The sequence below is a fragment of the Ruegeria sp. K7 genome, assembly GCF_056531785.1.
The window spans coordinates 609994-629618 of sequence record NZ_JBQFMJ010000001.1; the positions used below are offsets into that span (position 1 = coordinate 609994).

The window sequence follows — 19625 nt, forward strand, 5'->3', positions numbered from 1 at the left end:
ATACTTGTTTTTCGGTGCAATATCCGCGCAGTTCAAATCATTGGCGAAATGCACGCCATTGACTATTTGTGCAGCGGATTGATGTTACTTCGGGGTAAAACGGGATGGCAATGCCGGACACAGACAAGAAGAAACGCCTCGAGGGTCGGTCGCTGCTTGTGGCCATGTGGGGCAACCTGTTCATGGCTGGCGCCGGTATTCTGGCCGGTATCCTGTCAAACTCCAATGCGATTATGATGGATGGCCTGTTTTCCTTGATCGGTTTCGGCTCTGCCGTTCTGGGCCGCCGGATCAGCCAGCGCGTCGGCGCAGGACCCGACAAGCTGCGTCCTTTCGGATATGCGGCGGACGAGGCCATCTTCTCCACCTTCCGTGCCCTGTCACTGCTGGGGCTTGTCCTGTTCGCCATCACAAACGCAATCAAGAACATCTACAGCTATCTCAGCGGCATTGATCCCGAGCCGCTGAATTTCGCGCCGATGTTCGTTTATTTCGCGACGATCGGGGCCACCTGTCTTTTCCTCTGGGCCTTTCATCACTTCACCTGGCGAAAGACCGGAAAGAACAGTTCGATCCTGCGTCTGGAGGCCCGCGCTTCGCTTTTCGATGGCATGATCACCGCCGCCGCCGGACTGGGTCTGGGCGCCATCTACCTATTCCGCGATGGCCCCCTTGCGCCCATCGCTCCGATCGGGGACTCGATCATCGTTCTGGTGCTCTGTCTGCTGGCTGTCGGTACCTATTTTCGCGAGTTCCGGGGCGGTTTGGGAGAACTGGCGAATGTCACCGCAAACCCGGAACATCTGGCGACCGCGCGCCGGGCCCTGCGCGAAGCCATCGCCGAAGACGGCGGAACCTTGCGGGACATGTCTGTGACAAAACAGGGGCGCAGCTTTTTGGTGACGGTCTACTATGATCCGGGCCGCCCCGTCACTGCAAACGAAATCGATACCCTGAACCTGCGTATGATCAGCGATGCACGAACCGCACTACCTGAATCGGATGTGTTGCTTTTGGTCACCCAGTACCAACGGCGCTGGCCGGACACGATCAACCCGTATCAGGCGAAACCCTAGCCTCTGCGCTCACGTGCCACAGAAGGTCGCCCGGACCACCTCACTTTCGGTCGGGGGCCGCATCAAGCCGGCCGCATCGGGCTGATCCACGTATGGGTTCGCCAGTACCTTATTCAGACGGTGAAACGGCGCGTAGTCTCCTTTCACGGCGGACTGAATCATCTGTTCGACACGGTGATTACGCGGGATGAAAGCCGGATTGGCCATTGCCATAACGCTTTTCGGGTCTGCCTCGCGTGCCAGACGCGCATGCCATCCTTCGGCCCAGGCGTCAAACGCCTCGCGCTCGGTGAACTGGTCCCGTGCAGCATCGCTGCCCAGCGCGCGGAAGGTATTGGTGAAATCGGCGCCGTTCTGGGCCATCCGTGTCAGCAGGTCGGAAATCATTTCAAGGTCGCCGTCCTCTGCCGTCGCAAGACCGATCTTGGCCCGGAACCGGCGCAACCAGTTCGCCTGCAGCAGCTCGGGCATGGCGTGCACGATCTCCGTCGCCTCCTCGACGGCGGCTTCCTTGTCCTCTATCTGCTGGATCAGCGATGTGGCCAGTTGCGCCACATTCCAGACGGCAATCTCGGGCTGGTTGGAATAGGCATACCGCCCCATCCGGTCAATCGAACTGTAGACCGTGTTCGGATGATAGCTGTCCATGAAGGCACACGGCCCGTAATCGATGGTCTCTCCGGCAACCGAGCAATTGTCGGTGTTCATCACCCCGTGAATAAACCCCACACTCATCCAGCCCGCGATCAGTTGCGCCTGCGCGTCGACAACCGCACGCAGCAGGCCCATCGGACCCTCTGCGCCGGGATAATGGCGCGCAATCGCATAGTCCGTCAGTCGTTTCAAACTGTCCAACTGCCCGCGCGCGGCAAAGACCTGAAACGTGCCGACCCGCAGATGGCTTTGCGCGATCCGGGTCAGAACCGCGCCGGGCAACGGGCCTTCCCGCAGAACGACCTCACCCGTTTCCACTGCCGCCAGCGCCCGGGTCGTCGGGATGCCCAGCGCGTGCATGGCTTCGGACACCAAGTATTCGCGCAGCACCGGCCCCAGCCAGGCGCGTCCGTCCCCTTGCCGCGAAAACGGGGTCGGTCCTGATCCTTTCAACTGAATGTCCCGGCGCACCCCATCCGTGCCGACCGTCTCACCCAAAAGCACGGCGCGGCCATCGCCCAGTTGCGGATTGTAATGCCCGAACTGATGCCCGGCATAAAGCTGCGCCAACGGTTCGGCCCCTGCAGGCACGGCGTTTCCGGCAAAGGTCTCGGCCATTTCCTGCACATCACCCGCAGAAATTCGCAGAACTTTGGCCAGATCGGCATTGAACGCGATCATCTGCGGTGCTCGAACAGGAACCGGCGCCTGCCGCGCAAAAAACGTATCCGGCAGTCGGGCGTAGGAATTGTCGAAGGGGATCGTCAGGGTCATGCGCCAAACATATGGCCTGTGCCTGCGATTGCCATAGCGGATTGCGCCATCCCGTGCATAATTGACCCGAACATCCGAGGATCAAATGACCGCACAAGAGATCATCAATCACCTGCAAATGCAGCGCCACCCTGAAGGCGGCTGGTTCCGGGAAACCTGGCGCGCCAGCAATTCAGGCCGCGCCACTGGAACCTGCATCTATTTCCTTCTGCAGCAAGACGAAAGCAGCCACTGGCACCGTGTCGATGCCACCGAAATCTGGCTTTACCACGCCGGCGCGCCGTTGGTCCTTTCGCTGAGCGCAACCAGCCACGGCCCGGCCACCGATCACCTGCTCACCCCCGATCTGTCTGAGGGTGAGCCGCAACTGATCGTGCCGGAAAACCACTGGCAATCCGCCCGCAGCACCGGCGCCTATACATTGGTCAGTTGCACGGTCTCGCCGGGGTTTCAGTTCGAAGGCTTCGAACTGGCCGAACCCGGCTTCGACATCCCGCGCGGCTGACCTCATGGATCACCGCGCACTCGTCTCTTCCATCCCGGCAGACACAAAGGACCGTCTGCAAAGGCGCTCGGACATCTTCGGGTTGAAACATCTTCTGATCTATCTTGGGGTTCTGACTGCAACCAGTGCCGGCATCGCTGCACAAATCCCGTTCTGGCCCGTTCTGCTCTTGCCGCAGGGCATTCTTCTTGTCTTCCTGTTCACGCTCAGCCACGAATGCACCCACAAAACCCCGTTCCGGACCGGATGGCTCAACGACGCGGTCGGCCACGTGGTCTCGGTTCCCATCGCGCTGCCCTTCACATGGTTTCGCTTTTTCCACCTGGCCCACCACAAATGGACCAATCACCCGCAGAATGACCCCGAGCTCGACGGCAAGCCCCGCCCGGACAACTGGCGCAGCCTTGCGGTCTACCTCAGCGGCTGGCCATACTGGTCCGGCATGGCACAGGTGATGTTCCGAAACGCTTTCGGCAGGATCGACGCGCCCTACCTGCCCGCCCGCCAGCATCGCGCAATCCGGGCCGAGGCGCGCTGTCTCCTGTCCCTCTACACCCTCGCGGTCCTCAGCCTGTTGTTTTCCCCAACCCTCTTCTGGCTATGGATCCTTCCGGTTCTGATCGGCCAGCCGTTCCTGCGTCTCTACCTGTTGGCCGAACACGGCCTCTGCCCGCCCGTCGCCAACATGCTGGAAAACTCACGCACCACCTTCACCAACAGGCTGATCCGCTTTCTCGCCTGGAACATGCCCTACCACGCGGAACACCACGCGTTTCCGAACGTCCCGTTCCATCAGTTGCCCGAACTGCACCGCTGGACACAGGCGCATCTGAAATCCACGTCAAACGGCTATGCCGAATTCACCTCGGACTACGCCCAAAGCCTTAGCCGTTAGGATCCGTTCTTCATCTGGCCCCAAATATCCCGGGGTGAGGCCGCAAGGCCGAGGGGCAGCGCCCCTTACCCGCCAACCGCGACCCCACGGGACGGCGAGGATACAATCCCGCCCCCCACCAACGCCTTGACCCCGGTTGTTCCCGGGCACGAGGTCGGCAGCCCCCGCGCGACGCGCACCGCGAGATAGGCAAACGCCTGCGCCTCCAGCATGTCGCCATCCAATCCAACGGCCTCGACCGGTTCGACCGGACAGTCCAGTGACACACTCAGCATCTTCATCAGCACCGGATTGCGCCGTCCGCCGCCCGTAACCAGCACCCGTTCGGGCGGTTTCGGGCAATGTTCCATCCCCTGCGCCACACCGGCCGCGCACATTCCGGTCAGGGTTGCGACTGCATCCGCATCGCCGAGCTCTCTGACCAGTTCAATCATCTCGGCAAAATCGTTGCGATCCAGTGATTTCGGCGGCATCCGGGCAAAGAACGGCTCTGCCAGAAACAGCTCAAGCGCGCCTGTCTCCACCGTACCGCCCCGCGCCACGGCCCCGTCCCGATCCATTGGCAGACCCAAGCGCGCCTGCATCAGATCGTCAACCGGCGCGTTGGCCGGACCGGTGTCAAAAGCCAGCAATGCACCCGGCGTCTCTGGCCCGGCACAGGCCGGATCCACATAGGTCAGGTTGCCGACCCCGCCAAGGTTCAGGAAACACAGTGGCCGGGTCGCGCCAATCCATTTGGCGCAGGCAAAGTGAAAGAACGGTGCCAGCGGCGCCCCCTCGCCCCCCATCGCCACGTCGTCGCTGCGGAAATCCCAGACCACCGGCAAGCCCAGCGCCTGCGACAGGCCAACTCCATCGCCAACCTGCAACGTCCCTTGTGTTTTCGGCGCATGGGCCAGGGTCTGTCCGTGAAACCCGATGACGTCCACCTCTTCGAACTCTGACAGAAGCTCGGCATGGGCGCGGGTCACCAACTCTTCCGCCGCGTCGACCTCGGGGCCGTGCCAGCGTCCCAGCGCCTTGCGCAACAGCGTGCGTTCCTCATCCGAATACGCGCGGTACAGGCTTTCCCCAAACCCGAGAATCTCGCGCCCGTCCGTTACCACCACGGCGGCATCCACCCCGTCCAGGGAAGTTCCGGACATGGCGCCCAAAGCTCTGACGGACCCGTTTTTCTTGATGGCCTGCCCCACCCTTGTCTCTCCTGCAACTTCATTCTGCGCCTGAAATCCCGGCGTCAGGCTCAACCTGCCCATGTATAGCCGCACAAAGCAAGTCGCATGGAATTCGCCGATCACAAGGCAACCGAAATCGTTGCCTCAAATCTATATCCAGCCCGGCACCGCACTCCGACACTCGGGGGATTTGCGAAAAAGTGACCGAGTATGGCAAGTTACAACCGTATCGAAACCTGAACACCCGAGTCATTACCCGATGCAGCGACCGGACACCCCCGAGGGCACCAATCCGATTGAAGCCCGCAACTACCAGCTGATTTTCTGGTCAGGCGCGCTGGCGACGATCGGCGGGCAACTGGTCAACCCCCGGCTGGTTCTGCCATTCCTCTATCTTGCGCTTGGAGCCCCCACCTTCGTTGCAGGCCTGCTGCTGCCGTTTGTCACCGGCGCAAGGCTGATCGCTGAAATCTTCGTCTCGCCCTTCATCAACCGCGTGACCCGCGCGAAAGTGGCGGTCTATATCCCAAACATCCTGACCGGGGCCATCCTGGCCGTCGTGGCGTTGTTTGCCACCAACCTGCCACAGATCATGGTGGTCGCATTGTTCCTGATTACCGCGATCATCATGGGCCTGTGTCAGGGGATCACCAGCCTCGGCACCAGCCAGATCTACGGCGTCTCGGTTCCCAAGGCCAAGCGCAACCGGATGGTCTTTGCCCAGGCCACGATCTCGGGCGTTCTGGCAATCGTGATCGTCTGGATCACCAAGGATCTTCTGGCCTCAGAAGAACCCCTGCAACGCCATATCGTCGTCATGTGGTGCGGTGTTGTCGCGATGTTTGCCGCCGGTATCAGCTTTGCCGGTGTCCGCCTGCTTGAGGAAGAACACGCTGCCAAACCCGCACCGGCACAAAAGCCCAAGCCCCTTGCCGAGCTTGCCACCGGCTTCAAAACCGGCATGGCCCTGGGCTGGTATCGCAAATTTCTGACCGCCCGTATGATCTTCATCTCGGTGGAACTGGCCATGCCGTTCTACACCATCCACGCGGCGACCTACCATGTAGGCACCAAACACTCGCTCAGCTACTTCGTCATGGCCGCCAGCGCAGGTGTCGTGATCGGCTCGGTCGTCTGGGGCTGGCTCAGCGGGCGCATATCGGTCAAGCCGGTCATGTGGCTGGGGTGCCTGATTTCGATGATATCGGCCATTCTGGCGCTGGCGTTCACGATGCTGGGTTACGCACAGAACGTCTGGCTCTACGCGCTGGTGATCCTGCTGCTGTCCGTCGGAGGTAATGGCGTGATCTACGGTCGCTACCTCTATCTGATCGAGTTGACCGAGGAAAAGGAACGTCCCTACCTTGTCGCGCTGGGGGACGTGATTGCCGGATTGGTCGGCATCGTGTTCGCCGCCATTCTTGGCGCCGTGGCCCATCTGCATGACCCGGTCACGCCCATTTTCGTGCTGGCGGTGCTGAACCTGATCGCAATGATATACGCGTTCAGCCTGCCACCGGTCGACCAGTCACCTGAACCGAAAGACCCCTAGGCATCGATCTCAGCGAAAAAGGTGCCTTTCCCTTACCCATCCCGCCGCCTATACAGTGCCCCGCAACATCAACCCCGAGGGCACGATATGAACTACCACCCCAAATCGGATTTCATCGCCACGATGATCGAGCGCGGCTTTCTCGCCGACTGCACCGATTATCAGGGCCTTGACGACGCGCTGATCAGCGGGGTGCAAACTGCCTATATCGGATATGACGCCACGGCGCAGTCGCTGCACGTGGGTCATTTGATGAACATCATGGTTCTGCGCTGGCTGCAAAAGACCGGCCACAAGCCGATCACCCTGATGGGCGGCGGCACGACCAAGGTGGGCGACCCCTCGTTCCGCTCGGACGAGCGCCCTTTGCTGGGCCCCGAACAGATCGACGCCAATATCGCGGGCATGAAGCAGGTTTTCGCCAAATACCTGTCCTATGACGACAGCGAGACCGGCGCGCTGATGCTGAACAATGCCGAATGGCTGGACGGTCTGAACTACCTCGATTTCCTGCGCGATATCGGGCGGCATTTCTCAGTCAACCGGATGCTGAGCTTTGAATCGGTGAAATCACGCCTGGACCGTGAACAATCGCTGTCCTTCCTCGAGTTCAACTACATGATCCTGCAGGCCTACGACTTCCTCGAGCTGAACCGCCGCTATGGCTGCGTTCTGCAGATGGGCGGTTCAGACCAGTGGGGCAATATCGTCAACGGCATAGACCTGACCCGCCGGGTTCTGGATCAGGAGATCTACGGCCTGACCACACCGCTGCTGACGACCAGCGATGGCCGCAAGATGGGCAAGTCGCAGGGCGGCGCGGTCTGGCTGAACGGTGACATGCTGAGCGCCTACGAATTCTGGCAGTTCTGGCGCAACACCACCGACGCAGATGTGGGCCGCTTCCTTAAAATCTTCACAGAACTCCCTGTCGAGGAATGCAACCGCATGGGCGCGCTGGCCGGGTCCGAGATCAACGAGGCCAAAATCCGTCTCGCCAATGAGGTCACCACCCTGCTGCACGGGGCCGACGCCGCCGCGACGGCAGAAGCCACCGCCCGCGAGGTGTTCGAAAAAGGCGGTGTCGGAGGTGATCTGCCCACCCTAACCCTCAGCGTGGATGAACTGGGCGACGGCATGTCCATCGTGCAGATCATCGTGAAATCCGGTCTGGCAAAATCGGGCAAGGAAGCCAAACGCCTGATCGCCGAAAACGGCGCCAAACTGGACGACGCACCGTTGACGGATGCGGGCCTGATGATCGACGCAGGTGCGCTGTCTTCACCGATTAAGCTGAGCGCCGGAAAAAAGCGTCACGCGCTGGTGCAGCTGGGCTGAACACAAATACAATTCTTCGAAGCGGCCACCTGACCGGTGGCCGTTTTCGTTTGACCGCCAAGCTTAACCATGGGCGGAGCGCCAGCTAAGTGGACAAGGTCGCAAGTCTGGAAAAGAAACTCTGGATTTGCAGGGGGAAAAACAGGCTGACAAAAGGCCTTACATCCCAGTGCAAAGGACGTACCCGAGCCAGAATTTGCGAAAAACTGCAGTTTCGGCGATAGTTTTGGTTAAGCCAAAACCAAGGGAGGGGCTTCCGGTGTTTCAAAGTCTCCAATTCACGCGCGCTGTTTTGTGCGTTGCCTTTGCAAGTTCCGCAAACGCTCAAATTTATGGTCATGAATTCGAAGGTGCCCAAGCACCGATCCGTGAGGGGGAACAACCCGTTATTCCTTTGGACACTGAAGATCCAACTTACAATGCATGGCGCACTCCTTTGCCAAGTTTTGAAGGAGAGCGTGAAGGACGAGAACCCGGGGTTGTCGACCCTCAGCGTTTCCCTGGCCAAGGCTATATGCAACTCCCAACTTTCTTGCACCAACCGTTAGCATTCACGCCCGGCGATCTAGCCGCTGCTGAAGTTGACGTCGCCATCATGGGTGCCTTTACTGACATGGGGACCGGCGCACGCGGGGCGTCGCGCGGTCCGAATGCAGTTCGTAACTCCTCGTTGTATCTCGGCCGTGGGGCGCGGCAGCCGCATATGCACGTCATGGTTGATCCGCTGCAGGAAATGACAGTTGTTGACTACGGAAACGCCCCGAACGACATCATGAGCACCGAGCGCACAATTCATGCGGTCCGTTCTTTTGTTGGTCAGGCAGCGGCAGTGCAACACGCTGACGGCAGCCATGTGATACCTTTTATTGTTGGTGGTGATCATTCATTGATGTATCCGAACGTGGCAGCCATGACGGACGTTTATGGCAAGGGTAACGTGGGCGTCGTTCATTTCGATGCACACTACGATGCCGGAAAGTATGGCTTTGGACACCTGATCAACCATGGCATGCCTGTTTTCAGGTTGATCGAAGAAGACTTGGTCGAGGGCAAAAACTTCATTCAAGTCGCATTGCGCGGATACTACCCGGATGAAAAAGCGTTTGAGTGGATGCGCACCAACCAATTCCGCTATCATACCATGGCCGAGATCGAACATCGCGGCTGGGACGCTGTTATGGAAGACGTCATTGCGGAAGCAAATGACGGGCCGGAGTTTATCTATATCTCTTTCGACATCGACACTTTTGACCCGGCATTTGTCCCCGGCACGGGAACGCCCGAACCTGGCGGCCTGATGCCGCGCGAGATCTTTCCGATAATTCGTCGTCTCTGCGCCGAGTCGAATGTGATTGGGTTCGAAATTGTCGAACTGGCTCCGTTGATGGACCCAACCTACGTTTCGGCTTTGAATGCCAATCGAACGATCAGGGAATGCCTGACCGGCATTGCGATGCGTAAACAGGGTCTGACCGAACCGGATTACAAAAGCCCGCTCACTGTTTCACACGGTCAGAATGACAATTAGACTTCTTGTCTGTTCAGTCTTCTTTGTTTCTCTGACCGGTTTGGCAGCACAGTCCGAGCCGCAGAAGATTTCGTGGTCAGATCTTCGCGAAGGCCGCCTTGTCGAGTGCGCTCAGTTTTTGGATGAATACCTGTCAAACCCAAGTTGCCTGCCCAGAGACTTAAGCGATCGTATGCTATCGATGCAGATTGCCGAATGCGTGCCGGGGAACTCTGACCTGGAAGGCGATCTTGTTCTCATTGCCGGGTACGCTCATCCCGTTGAGTTTGAATTCAAGGACGTGAAAGACTTCCTGTTAGTGCCTCTGTTGTCTCAGACGTGCCGGCATCCAACCGCACCACTTCCTGATCAGGTAATTTCTGTTGAGTATCCGGAAGGCGTCGACATATCTGCGGATCCGGTTTGGGTTACAGGTGAAATCTTCATCCGACAGTCTCAGAGCGAACTCGCGCCTTCAGTCTACAAGATCAAAGCTTCGGACGTTGTTACAGCAACCATTCCTGACGTCTCAGCCGCCGAGTGAAACCACCCGTCAGGCGATAAACTACCCAATTGAGACGGAAACGGACCTTCCTGCACACACGACTGGACAGGCATAGCCTCTTCCCATTAAATGAACATACGTTCAAATCACCGCAGAGGAGCCCGCCATGCAATTGTCCACCACAGCCGCGATCGTCACCGGCGGCGCATCCGGATTGGGCGAAGCCACTGCCCGCCATTTTGCGGAAAACGGTGCTCAGGTCACGATTCTGGACCGGGACGCTGATCGGGGAACGCAGGTGGCAAAGGATATCAATGGGCACTTCGCGAATACGGACGTAACTGACGAGGCCTCGGTCTCTGCTGCCATTGCATTGGCCACAGACAAGATGGGCAAGATCACGGCCGCCGTGAACTGCGCCGGTATCGCTTATGGCATCAAGACGGTCGGCAAGGATGGCCCCCACCCGCTGGACGCGTTCCAGCGAACCATCGACATCAATCTGGTCGGCACCTTCAACGTGTCACGTCTCGCCGCAACCGAGATGGCGCGGAACGAACCCGAACCCGACGGCGCACGCGGGGTGATCATTAACACGGCGTCGATCGCGGCTTTCGACGGTCAGAAAGGTCAGGCCGCCTATGCTGCCTCCAAAGGTGGCGTGGTGGGCATGACCCTGCCCATGGCCCGTGATCTGGCCTCGACCGGCATACGCGTCATGACCATCGCGCCCGGTATCTTCATGACCCCGATGCTGGCCGGGTTGCCGGAAGAGGTGCAGCAGCAGCTTGCCGCCGACGTGCCCAATCCGCCCCGTCTGGGTGATCCGCGTGAATACGGGCGCCTGGCTGGATTCATCGTCGAGATGGGTTACCTGAACGGCGAAGTCATCCGCATCGACGGCGCGCTGCGCATGCGCTGATGCACCGAAAATGGCCGCAGGAATTTGGTACAAATCAAACACACCCGGGATGCCGGGACGTACAAAACAGTACTAAGTGCCCTCGGCCTTTTCTTCCAGCATCAGCCATTCTTCCTCGGCGGCGGACAGTTTCTCCTGCCGCTCGACCAGCGCATCGGTGGCTTTCTGAAACTTGACCGGCTCGCGGGTAAACAGCTCCGGATCAGACATCAGGTCTTCCAGCTTGGCAATCTCGGCCTCAAGGCGCGTGATCTCGGCCGGAAGCTTTTCCAACCGGTGCTTTTCCGAGAAGGACAGTCCCGATTTCGGCTTCGTTTCCTGCTTGACCTTTGCCTTTGAAGGTTTTGATTTTTCTTCTTTCTTATCGATCACGTCGCCGCGTTGCGCGATGTAATCCGACCAGCCGCCAGCATAGACCGTGGCGCGCCCATTACCCTCCATCGCGATGGTAGTGGTGGCCACGCGATCAAGAAAGTCCCGGTCATGGCTGACCAGCAAAACCGTGCCATCATAGTCGTCCAGCAGTTCCTGCAACAGGTCCAGCGTCTCGACATCCAGATCGTTGGTCGGTTCGTCCAGCACCAGTAGATTCGATGACTTTGCCATCAGCTTCGCCAACAGCAAACGTGCCTTTTCCCCACCAGACAAAGACTTAACGGCGGCTCTCGCCTGCCGCTCGTCAAACAGAAATTCCTTTAGATAGCCAACCACATGCTTGGGCTGGCCGCCGACCATAACCTGATCAGCCTTGCCCGACACCCGCATGTCCGGATCACCGGTCAGGCTGTCCCACAAGGTCATGTCGGGATCAAGCTGCGCCCGTGTCTGATCGAAAACCGCGATCTCCAGATTGGTCCCCAGGTTGACCGCGCCCTCATCCGGCGCCTCTTGTCCCAGAAGCATCTTCAACAGCGTCGTCTTGCCCACACCATTGGGCCCGACAAAGGCCACACGATCACCGCGCTGAACCAGCAGATCGAAATTTCGCACGATCTGCGTATCCCCAAAGCTCTTGGCCAGCCCTTCGGCCACAATCACTTTTCGGCCGGATTTCGGGCCGGATTCCAATGACATGGCGGCAGCGCCCTGACGATTGATCTGCGCTGCTTTCTCCGCCCGCAGTGCCTGCAAGGCACGCACACGACCCTGGTTGCGCTTGCGTCTGGCGCTGATGCCTTCAACTGCCCATTTCGCCTCGGACTTGATCAGCCGGTTCAGCTTGTGGCGTTGCTGGTCTTCCTCCTCCCAGACCTTGTCCCGCCACGCCTCGAACGCGTCAAACCCCTGTTCCTGCCGCCGCACCGACCCGCGATCAATCCACAAAGTCGCCCGCGTCAGTGCGCGCAAAAAGGCACGGTCATGCGAGATCAGGACAAAAGCCGCCCGCGCTGACCCCAGCTCGCGTTCAAGCCACCCAATCGCTTCGATATCCAGATGGTTGGTCGGCTCGTCCAGCAACATAAGATCCGGTGCTTCGGCCATCAGCTTGGCCAGCGCCGCCCGCCGCCGCTCGCCGCCCGAGGCGGTCTCAACCGCGCGTGACGGATCGAACTTCAACCCCTCACCGGCGCGTTCCACTTTGTACAGTTCGCCCGGCTCCAATCCGCTGGACGCGTAATCGCCCAGCGTTGCGAACCCTTCCATCGTCGGGTCCTGCTCCATGTACCCAACCGATTTTCCGGGCGGCACAACGATTTCGCCGTGATCAGGCTCGACCAGACCCGCCATCACTTTCATCAATGTGGATTTGCCTGATCCGTTGCGCCCGACAAGGGCCACCCGATCACTGGGCTGGACCACAAGATCAAGCCCGGAAAACACCGGATCACCCCCGAACGTCAGGGAAATACCGGACATCTGCAACAAAGGAATTCTTGCCATGCCCGCCAGCTAAACCGGCTGACGGGACGCGTCAACGCCCCCGCTTCACCTTTTCCAAAATACTCAAATCACCCGGCCACGGTTCGCAGCAAACGTTTGCGGCCCGGGGGTATCGCTCCGATCTCAAGCCCGGTAAACACATGCAACGTGTTCATGTGCCGGTCCACCACCGCATGATCGCTGACCCAGCCCCCCATCATCAGATAGGTCCGCAACAGTGGCGGCATACGCAGCATCGCCTTCCTCACATCCGGCCTGCGCCGCAGGCGCGCGGCAAAGCGGAAAACATCCGGTGCCTTGACCCGGGGCAACCAGCGCTTCGGCGCCAGATGGCGATGTTTGAGCATGGCGAATGCGTCCAGGTACTCGGCCGTCTCTGTGCCTGCGAAAGAGGAACAGCCAAACAGCATCCGGACCTCGTTCTCGTCCACATAGGTGGTCATGGTACCCCACGCGACGCGCAGTATGTCGTGATCGAAATAGTCGGGATGTATGCAGAACCGCCCCATCTCGACCATCCGCCCGCTGAAACCTTCAAGCGCCGAAAGGTCATAGAATTGCGAGGAATAGCTACGCCCGATGTCAGCGCCGCTGTTCATTGTCAGCATGCGGAAGCAGCAAACCAATTGCCTGCAGTTTCGCACGTCTTCAACCAGTATATGCGCGCAGATCGGATCGAAATCGTCCTGATCGGCCTGCCCCGTTCCAAAAGCCAGTGTCCGCAGTCGCTGCGCCGCCGCAACGTCCTGCGGTGACTGCGCAAGACGGGCGCGATACCGCCCCTTACCGAGCAAAAGTGCCATGGTCGCATCCTCCGCGGTTGCTGACCCGAAATCGACATGCCGTATCGATACCATGCAATGTGTGACTGTCGTGTAACCATCGCAAGTTTGGCGGAACTTTAGTTTGTTGCCCCCGGGATGTTGGCCGGGTTGAAGTTGCCAATGTTACCGATCAGCTGGCGAATAAGCCCTTGGTCCTCGATGTTGGATTCGGTGACGCGGCGCTCCAGCGGCACTACGATTCCATCCTCCAGGCCAAAACGTTCAATGTTTCGCACAACACCCCGCTGGTCGAAACTGATGGCCAGCAACTCTCGCGATACCACTTCGGGCTTCTTGGGGCCGTAAAACCGGACACGCGACGCCACATAGTAGTACCCCGAATCCCGAACTACACCGGTCGAGGTGGGCGCGCCGACCGCTTCGGCCACGCTGTCGCGGGTGTCTACGCCAACTTTGATTTCTGCCAGCTCTTCGGCCGGTGGAATATAGCCGTGGTTTTTGTAGGTCGCCGTACAGGCACCCAGGGTTGCCAGGCACGCGGCAAAGACAAGCGTCTTTGACGCCGGATTGAACCTGTTCACGATCTTCAACATTTGCACCCTCTTGCCTTGGCCTCTTGCGGCTTCTATCCGATTACAGAAACCGGTGCCTCGGTTCAACACAGGAAAGGGCCATGAAGTGAGCAACCATACATCTCTGCGGGTGGCCGACCTGCCGCAAAACACGCCGACGCCGTTTGATTTGCGCCCTGGCACACAATCTTTGGCGGCAATCAAGGACGAACTTGGGCTGCTGGGGCTGCGCAAACTCAGCTTCAAGGGAGACGTGCGCGCGCAGGGAAAGCGAGACTGGGTGGTCAGCGGCAAGCTCGGCGCGACGGTCGTTCAGCCCTGTGTCGTCTCGCTGGATCCGGTGACAACCCGGATCGATATCCCGGTCACACGAGTATTTCTGGCCGACTGGAGCGACCCGGACGAAGAAGAGTTCGAAATTCCCGAAGGGGACGAAACCGAACCGCTGGGCACCGAAATCGATCCGCAAGCGATCATGATCGAGGCGCTGTCGCTGGCCTTGCCCCAATACCCGCGCAAGGACGGCGCGGAACTGGGGCAAGCTGACTATACCGAGCCGGGCAAACAGGCGATGACGGATAAGGACGTCAAGCCGTTCGCCGGACTGGCCGGTTTGCGCGATGCGATGAAAAAAGACGAGTGACACGAGGGCGATTTCCTGTCATAGCAGGCGCTCAGAAAAATCGCTTGAACATGACGAGAATCGCAGTATTTTCGCGCGCTCATCGGAATTTGGGTTGGACATTGCGGGGCTCGTCCCCTAAACGCGCGTCAAACCACGAGAAAACGAAGAATGAAACCCCGGCCACAGCGAATCTGTCGGCCCATAGTAGACAAAGGTTGAGACCATGGCCGTCCAACAGAACAAAGTTTCCAAGTCGCGTCGCAACAACCGCCGCGCACACGACGCTCTGGTTGCTGCAAACCCGAACGAATGCCCGAACTGCGGTGAGCTGAAGCGCCCGCACCACGTTTGTGCATCCTGCGGCCACTATGATGATCGCGAAGTCGTCGCACAAGCCGACGAAATCGATCTGGACGAAGACGCGGCCTAAGCCTGACAGGACGCAGGCCCAGGCATGACGGATCAGCCCACGCACAACGACCGGATCATCATCTCGGTTGATGCTATGGGTGGTGATGCAGGGCCCGCTGCCGTTGTCGCGGGTATTGCCAAATCGGCAAGTAAGAACCCGGACATCGGATTCATCCTGCACGGGCCGGAAGAAGAGCTGCGCAGACTGGTTGCCAAACGGCGTGTCCTTGAAGGGCGCGTCGTTTTTCGTGATTGCCCGGACGTGGTCACGATGGAGGACAAGCCCAGCCAGGTGGTGCGCAACGGCAAGCAGACCTCGATGTGGTCGACGCTGGAAGCGGTCCGCGAGGGCGATGCCCACGGCGCGGTGTCCTGCGGCAATACCGGCGCGCTGATGGCGTTGTCTATGATGCGCCTACGCAAATTGCCCGGTGTTAACCGTCCGGCCATCGCCATTCTGTGGCCTTCGCGCAACCCGCAGGGCTTCAACGTGATGCTGGATGTCGGGGCGGATGTCCGCGCCGACGCTAAAGATCTGCTGCAATATGCATTGATGGGCGCATCCTACGCGCGCAATGGCATGGCGCTTGGCCGCCCCCGCATCGGCTTGCTGAACGTGGGGACCGAAGAACATAAAGGCCGCGCCGAACTGAAAGAAGCCCACACCATGATCACGGAATTCGCAGAGCAGGCGAATTTCGAGTTTGTGGGTTTCGTCGAAGGCAGTGATATCCCCGGCGACAAGGCTGATGTCATTGTAACCGATGGCTTTACCGGCAATGTCGCCATCAAGACCGGAGAAGGCACAGCCAGCCTGATAGGCGACCTGCTGCGTGAGGCGTTCAAGTATTCACCCCTGTCCCGGCTGGCCTCGGTTCTTGCGATCACCTCGTTGCAACGTCTGAAGAAACGTATTGATCCCCGTCGTGTGAATGGCGGCGTGTTTCTGGGCCTGAACGGGACCGTCGTGAAATCGCATGGCGGAGCGGATGCCACGGGTGTCTCGGCGGCCGTCAAACTGGCGTTTACCCTGGCCGAGTCGGGTTTCGCTGAAAAATTGGCGGCACGGGTTGCATCCACAGCCGAGCTTGCACAAGATGCCGCGCATACTCCGCCCCAGGCGGAAGAATAACAAAAAAGGCAGTACCTACAAAATGGCAGGCCGTTCAGTTGTAGTTGGTATCGGGCATTATTTGCCGGAACGCGTGGTCCCGAACTCTGAATTCGAAAAAACGCTGGATACAACGGATGAGTGGATTCGCACCCGTTCCGGGATCGAACGCCGCCACTTTGCCGCCGATGATGAGACGACATCCGATCTGGCCATCAAGGCAGCAACTGCTGCGCTGGATGATGCCGGTCTGACCGCCGATGATATCGATGCCATTGTTCTGGCGACCTCGACCGCCGATCTGACCTTCCCGTCCGCTGCTACAATGGTGCAGGCCGGACTGGGCATGACCCGTGGTTTTGCTTTCGATGTGCAGGCTGTTTGCGCCGGGTTTGTTTTTGCGCTCGGCAATGCGAACGCGTTGATCCTGGCCGGTCAGGCAAAGCGGGTTATGGTGATCGGCGCCGAGACGTTTTCGCGAATCATGGACTGGACCGACCGGTCGACCTGTGTGCTGTTCGGAGATGGCGCCGGTGCGCTGATACTTGAGGCACAGGAAGGTGAAGGCACGGCGCAGGACCGTGGAATTCTGGCGACCGACCTGAACTCGGACGGGCGCTACAAGGATCTGCTCTATGTCGATGGTGGTGTATCCACCCAATCGACCGGCCATTTGCGGATGCAAGGCAATCAGGTGTTCCGCCATGCCGTCGAAAAGCTGGCCGGAACAGCGAACACCGCGCTTGAACGAGCCGGCCTTGGCAGTGCCGACGTGGACTGGATCGTCCCGCATCAGGCCAATATCCGCATCATTCAGGGCACGGCCAAGAAGATGGGATTGCCCATGGAAAATGTCGTTGTCACAGTTCAGGATCATGGAAACACATCTGCAGCCTCGATTCCTCTGGCCCTGTCGGTCGGCAAGAAGCGTGGCCAAATCAAACCCGGCGACCTGATCGTTACCGAAGCAATTGGCGGCGGTCTCGCCTGGGGTGCTGTAGTCCTGCGCTGGTAACAGGCGCAATTCGGCTTACATGTCCGCTTGCAATTCATTGATATTGACAGCGAATTTGCCCTACCCCTATGCTTTGTTATCAACAGGGGAAATGGCATGGGCGACAAAACACTGACCCGAATGGATCTGAGCGAGGCCGTCTTTCGTGAAGTTGGCCTTTCACGCAATGAAAGCGCGCAGCTGGTCGAAAGCGTGCTGAACCACATGTCCGACGCACTGGTGCGTGGCGAACAGGTGAAGATTTCATCTTTCGGTACCTTCAGCGTTCGCGACAAAACCGCCCGTATCGGCCGCAACCCCAAAACCGGTGAAGAGGTTCCCATTCAGCCGCGCCGCGTGCTGACTTTCCGTCCGTCGCATCTGATGAAAGATCGCGTCGCCGCAGGGAATCGCAAGTAAGTTCAGGACGCCACGATTATGAGCAAGTCCCCCGACGCGTTTCGCACCATCAGTGAAGTTGCGGACTGGTTGGGCGTTCAGGCTCATGTTTTGCGGTTCTGGGAAAGCCGCTTCACGCAGGTCAAACCTGTCAAACGTGCTGGTGGCCGCCGGTATTACCGCCCCAATGACATGCGGCTGCTGGGTGGCATCAAGAAGCTTCTGCACGAAGATGGGACCACCATCAAAGGTGTTCAGCGTATCCTGCGCGAACAGGGTGTCGCGCATGTGGCCTCGCTGTCTCAGCCGCTCGAGGATGCGGCCGAGGCGGATGTGGTCACTCAGGACGGCACCGTCGTTCCGTTCACCGCTCCCCCTGTCCCGCCATCCGGTCAGATTGATCTTGATCTGGGCGACAGCGATTCCGTTACCCCGGAAGTTTCGGCCCGGCCCGAAGCAGCGGAAGCCCCGGCAACAAACGGCTCGGAAGCCGCTAGGCAGGCCGAACCAGAATATCTGGATGAGGCACCTTTGCTGGGCGGTATCGCATCGCAAGCCTGGAACAGGACCGAGTTTGACGAGGACCTGCTGAAGCAAATCGCCCCCGTCGCAAATGAACTGCGCGCACTGTTGAACAGAATAGAAAACCGATCGGCAGGATAAGAAAAAAGGCGATGATTTCCTCTTGCCCCTGCCGGGAAAGTCTTTATGAACACCTCAACGTCGGGCTATGGCGCAGCCTGGTAGCGCGTCCGTCTGGGGGACGGAAGGTCGCAGGTTCGAGTCCTGCTAGCCCGACCAAATCACACCGACGTTTATGGCAGACAGGCCAGATCCCGCTCTGGCATCAGGGGGGATCGGAATGACAGGCGTATGCCCGAACCAGCAGATCGAGGCAATGATTGCGCGCGGTGAGATTACCGCCAACCCCGATGTCCTTCCAGCGCAAATCCAACCTGCCAGCCTGGATTTGCGTCTTGGAACAGTGGCTTACCGGGTGCGCGCTTCGTTCCTTGCGGGTGAAGGACGCACAGTCGCGGATCGTCTGGCCGAGTTCGAGATGCATCGGATCGACATTACCGACGGTGCCGTTCTGGAAAAGGGATGCGTTTATCTGGTGCCACTGATGGAGTCGCTGGCCCTGCCTGCCGACACCAGCGCCGTGGCCAACGCCAAAAGTTCGACCGGGCGGTTGGACCTGCTGACCCGAACCATCACCGACGAAGGCACGGAGTTCGACCGGGTTCCGAAGGGGTATTCCGGCCCGCTTTATGCTGAGATTTGCCCCCGCTCGTTCTCGGTTCTCGTTCGTCCGGGGATGCGCCTGAACCAGATCCGCTTCCGTCAGGGTCAGGCCGTGCTGAGCGACGCGGAATTGACTGCGCTGCACGCTGAATCGCCGCTGGTCGATGGCCCTGCGGTGATTCAGGACGGGCTGGGTTTTTCGGTCGATCTGCAATTGCCGGACACTGATCTGGTTGGGTATCGGGCCAAACCCCATACCGGCGTGATTGACCTGGATCGCATCGGTGAATATGACCCGCAGGATTACTGGGAAGAAGTGCGGACCCGAAATGGCTGCATCATCCTTGATCCGGGCGCATTCTACATCCTCGTCAGTCGCGAGGCGGTTCATATCCCACCTATGTACGCCGCTGAAATGGCCCCATACTTGGCGATGGTCGGAGAGTTTCGCGTGCACTATGCCGGCTTCTTCGACCCTGGTTTCGGCCACGCCGCCGCCGGTGGCGAAGGATCGCGCGGCGTTCTTGAAGTGCGTTGCCACGAAGCGCCCTTCGTTCTGGAACACGGGCAGGTCGTCGGGCGTCTGGTGTACGAAAAAATGTCCGAGATGCCGACGCAGCTATACGGCGCCGGGATCGCCTCGAACTATCAAGGACAGGGGTTGAAACTGTCCAAGCATTTCAAAGCAGTCGGTTAACG

20 protein-coding genes and 1 tRNA gene are annotated in these 19625 nt (G+C 59.3%); 16 read left to right on the forward strand and 5 right to left on the reverse strand.

The window, feature by feature from the left end; translation table 11 throughout:
* The first annotated feature begins 110 nt into the window (after window positions 1-110).
* Window positions 111-1076: a cation diffusion facilitator family transporter gene (locus ACR0FE_RS03020; RefSeq protein ID WP_480910927.1), complete on the forward strand. Its 966-nt coding sequence runs from the start codon at window positions 111-113 to the stop codon at window positions 1074-1076.
* 9 nt (window positions 1077-1085) lie between these two features.
* On the opposite strand, the gene ACR0FE_RS03025 is transcribed toward ACR0FE_RS03020, so the two are convergent.
* Entirely contained in the window at window positions 1086-2504 is a 1419-nt protein-coding gene (locus ACR0FE_RS03025) for a protein adenylyltransferase SelO (RefSeq protein WP_480910930.1), read from the reverse strand.
* 85 nt (window positions 2505-2589) lie between these two features.
* On the opposite strand from ACR0FE_RS03025, the gene ACR0FE_RS03030 reads away from it, so the two are divergent.
* The gene (locus ACR0FE_RS03030) at window positions 2590-3009 is read left to right on the forward strand and encodes a cupin domain-containing protein (RefSeq protein WP_480910932.1); all 420 of its coding nucleotides are present in this window, start codon (window positions 2590-2592) and stop codon (window positions 3007-3009) included.
* Between the two features lie 4 nt (window positions 3010-3013).
* Window positions 3014-3904 (forward strand): fatty acid desaturase, encoded by an 891-nt coding sequence (locus ACR0FE_RS03035; protein ID WP_170610538.1) that lies wholly within the window; start codon window positions 3014-3016, stop codon window positions 3902-3904.
* Window positions 3905-3969: 65 nt separating this feature from the next.
* Here the strand turns inward: ACR0FE_RS03035 and ACR0FE_RS03040 are convergent, their stop codons facing one another.
* Window positions 3970-5097: an anhydro-N-acetylmuramic acid kinase gene (locus ACR0FE_RS03040; protein WP_480440526.1), complete on the reverse strand. Its 1128-nt coding sequence runs from the start codon at window positions 5095-5097 to the stop codon at window positions 3970-3972.
* A 241-nt stretch (window positions 5098-5338) separates the two neighbouring features.
* Between ACR0FE_RS03040 and ACR0FE_RS03045 the strand changes: the two genes are divergently transcribed.
* The 5 genes from ACR0FE_RS03045 to ACR0FE_RS03065 all read left to right on the forward strand — a co-directional run bounded on the left by ACR0FE_RS03045 (window position 5339) and on the right by ACR0FE_RS03065 (window position 10903).
* Entirely contained in the window at window positions 5339-6631 is a 1293-nt protein-coding gene (locus ACR0FE_RS03045; protein WP_480811698.1) for an MFS transporter, read from the forward strand.
* Window positions 6632-6718: 87 nt separating this feature from the next.
* Window positions 6719-7969 (forward strand): tyrosine--tRNA ligase, encoded by a 1251-nt coding sequence (tyrS, locus tag ACR0FE_RS03050; RefSeq protein WP_170677471.1) that lies wholly within the window; start codon window positions 6719-6721, stop codon window positions 7967-7969.
* Between the two features lie 226 nt (window positions 7970-8195).
* Entirely contained in the window at window positions 8196-9497 is a 1302-nt protein-coding gene (locus ACR0FE_RS03055) for an agmatinase family protein (RefSeq protein WP_480910935.1), read from the forward strand.
* Complete coding sequence (locus tag ACR0FE_RS03060; protein ID WP_480522445.1) at window positions 9487-10020, forward strand: DUF3299 domain-containing protein; 534 nt, start codon at window positions 9487-9489, stop codon at window positions 10018-10020. Before ACR0FE_RS03055 ends, ACR0FE_RS03060 begins: the two co-directional genes overlap by 11 nt.
* A gap of 127 nt (window positions 10021-10147) precedes the next feature.
* A complete protein-coding gene (locus tag ACR0FE_RS03065) occupies window positions 10148-10903 on the forward strand; it encodes a 3-hydroxyacyl-CoA dehydrogenase (protein WP_170610524.1) in 756 nt (251 codons plus the stop codon).
* A gap of 72 nt (window positions 10904-10975) precedes the next feature.
* Here the strand turns inward: ACR0FE_RS03065 and ACR0FE_RS03070 are convergent, their stop codons facing one another.
* The 3 genes from ACR0FE_RS03070 to ACR0FE_RS03080 form a co-directional block, all read right to left on the reverse strand.
* Window positions 10976-12784, reverse strand: coding sequence for an ABC-F family ATP-binding cassette domain-containing protein (locus tag ACR0FE_RS03070; RefSeq protein ID WP_480910938.1), 1809 nt, complete (start codon window positions 12782-12784; stop codon window positions 10976-10978).
* 68 nt (window positions 12785-12852) lie between these two features.
* Entirely contained in the window at window positions 12853-13587 is a 735-nt protein-coding gene (locus tag ACR0FE_RS03075; RefSeq protein WP_480910941.1) for a GNAT family N-acetyltransferase, read from the reverse strand.
* A 98-nt stretch (window positions 13588-13685) separates the two neighbouring features.
* Window positions 13686-14162 (reverse strand): outer membrane protein assembly factor BamE, encoded by a 477-nt coding sequence (locus ACR0FE_RS03080; protein WP_170610518.1) that lies wholly within the window; start codon window positions 14160-14162, stop codon window positions 13686-13688.
* Window positions 14163-14247: 85 nt separating this feature from the next.
* Between ACR0FE_RS03080 and ACR0FE_RS03085 the strand changes: the two genes are divergently transcribed.
* From ACR0FE_RS03085 to ACR0FE_RS03120, 8 genes are all read left to right on the forward strand, one after another.
* Window positions 14248-14784, forward strand: a complete 537-nt coding sequence (locus ACR0FE_RS03085; protein WP_480910943.1) for a YceD family protein — start codon at window positions 14248-14250, stop codon at window positions 14782-14784.
* 205 nt (window positions 14785-14989) lie between these two features.
* A complete protein-coding gene (gene rpmF, locus ACR0FE_RS03090; RefSeq protein WP_008756996.1) occupies window positions 14990-15196 on the forward strand; it encodes a 50S ribosomal protein L32 in 207 nt (68 codons plus the stop codon).
* Window positions 15197-15220: 24 nt separating this feature from the next.
* Window positions 15221-16309, forward strand: coding sequence for a phosphate acyltransferase PlsX (gene plsX / locus ACR0FE_RS03095; protein ID WP_480910946.1), 1089 nt, complete (start codon window positions 15221-15223; stop codon window positions 16307-16309).
* 22 nt (window positions 16310-16331) lie between these two features.
* A complete protein-coding gene (locus ACR0FE_RS03100) occupies window positions 16332-17303 on the forward strand; it encodes a beta-ketoacyl-ACP synthase III (protein WP_170610510.1) in 972 nt (323 codons plus the stop codon).
* A gap of 96 nt (window positions 17304-17399) precedes the next feature.
* A complete protein-coding gene (gene ihfA / locus ACR0FE_RS03105) occupies window positions 17400-17702 on the forward strand; it encodes an integration host factor subunit alpha (RefSeq protein ID WP_008755922.1) in 303 nt (100 codons plus the stop codon).
* 18 nt (window positions 17703-17720) lie between these two features.
* Window positions 17721-18344, forward strand: a complete 624-nt coding sequence (locus ACR0FE_RS03110; protein ID WP_480910949.1) for a MerR family transcriptional regulator — start codon at window positions 17721-17723, stop codon at window positions 18342-18344.
* A gap of 61 nt (window positions 18345-18405) precedes the next feature.
* Window positions 18406-18482: transfer RNA gene (locus tag ACR0FE_RS03115), tRNA-Pro, on the forward strand.
* 61 nt (window positions 18483-18543) lie between these two features.
* Window positions 18544-19623, forward strand: a complete 1080-nt coding sequence (locus ACR0FE_RS03120) for a 2'-deoxycytidine 5'-triphosphate deaminase (protein ID WP_170610504.1) — start codon at window positions 18544-18546, stop codon at window positions 19621-19623.
* Window positions 19624-19625: the final 2 nt, after the last annotated feature.

Coding starts and splice junctions, on each gene's coding strand:
- plsX (WP_480910946.1), top strand. CDS start 15,221: ATGACGGATCAGCCCACGCACAACGACCGGATCATCATCTCGGTTGAT.
- ACR0FE_RS03120 (WP_170610504.1), top strand. CDS start 18,544: ATGACAGGCGTATGCCCGAACCAGCAGATCGAGGCAATGATTGCGCGC.
- ACR0FE_RS03110 (WP_480910949.1), top strand. CDS start 17,721: ATGAGCAAGTCCCCCGACGCGTTTCGCACCATCAGTGAAGTTGCGGAC.
- ACR0FE_RS03060 (WP_480522445.1), top strand. CDS start 9,487: ATGACAATTAGACTTCTTGTCTGTTCAGTCTTCTTTGTTTCTCTGACC.
- tyrS (WP_170677471.1), top strand. CDS start 6,719: ATGAACTACCACCCCAAATCGGATTTCATCGCCACGATGATCGAGCGC.
- ACR0FE_RS03065 (WP_170610524.1), top strand. CDS start 10,148: ATGCAATTGTCCACCACAGCCGCGATCGTCACCGGCGGCGCATCCGGA.
- ACR0FE_RS03035 (WP_170610538.1), top strand. CDS start 3,014: ATGGATCACCGCGCACTCGTCTCTTCCATCCCGGCAGACACAAAGGAC.
- ACR0FE_RS03030 (WP_480910932.1), top strand. CDS start 2,590: ATGACCGCACAAGAGATCATCAATCACCTGCAAATGCAGCGCCACCCT.
- rpmF (WP_008756996.1), top strand. CDS start 14,990: ATGGCCGTCCAACAGAACAAAGTTTCCAAGTCGCGTCGCAACAACCGC.
- ACR0FE_RS03045 (WP_480811698.1), top strand. CDS start 5,339: ATGCAGCGACCGGACACCCCCGAGGGCACCAATCCGATTGAAGCCCGC.
- ACR0FE_RS03025 (WP_480910930.1), bottom strand. CDS start 2,504: ATGACCCTGACGATCCCCTTCGACAATTCCTACGCCCGACTGCCGGAT.
- ihfA (WP_008755922.1), top strand. CDS start 17,400: ATGGGCGACAAAACACTGACCCGAATGGATCTGAGCGAGGCCGTCTTT.
- ACR0FE_RS03070 (WP_480910938.1), bottom strand. CDS start 12,784: ATGGCAAGAATTCCTTTGTTGCAGATGTCCGGTATTTCCCTGACGTTC.
- ACR0FE_RS03020 (WP_480910927.1), top strand. CDS start 111: ATGCCGGACACAGACAAGAAGAAACGCCTCGAGGGTCGGTCGCTGCTT.
- ACR0FE_RS03080 (WP_170610518.1), bottom strand. CDS start 14,162: ATGTTGAAGATCGTGAACAGGTTCAATCCGGCGTCAAAGACGCTTGTC.
- ACR0FE_RS03100 (WP_170610510.1), top strand. CDS start 16,332: ATGGCAGGCCGTTCAGTTGTAGTTGGTATCGGGCATTATTTGCCGGAA.
- ACR0FE_RS03075 (WP_480910941.1), bottom strand. CDS start 13,587: ATGGCACTTTTGCTCGGTAAGGGGCGGTATCGCGCCCGTCTTGCGCAG.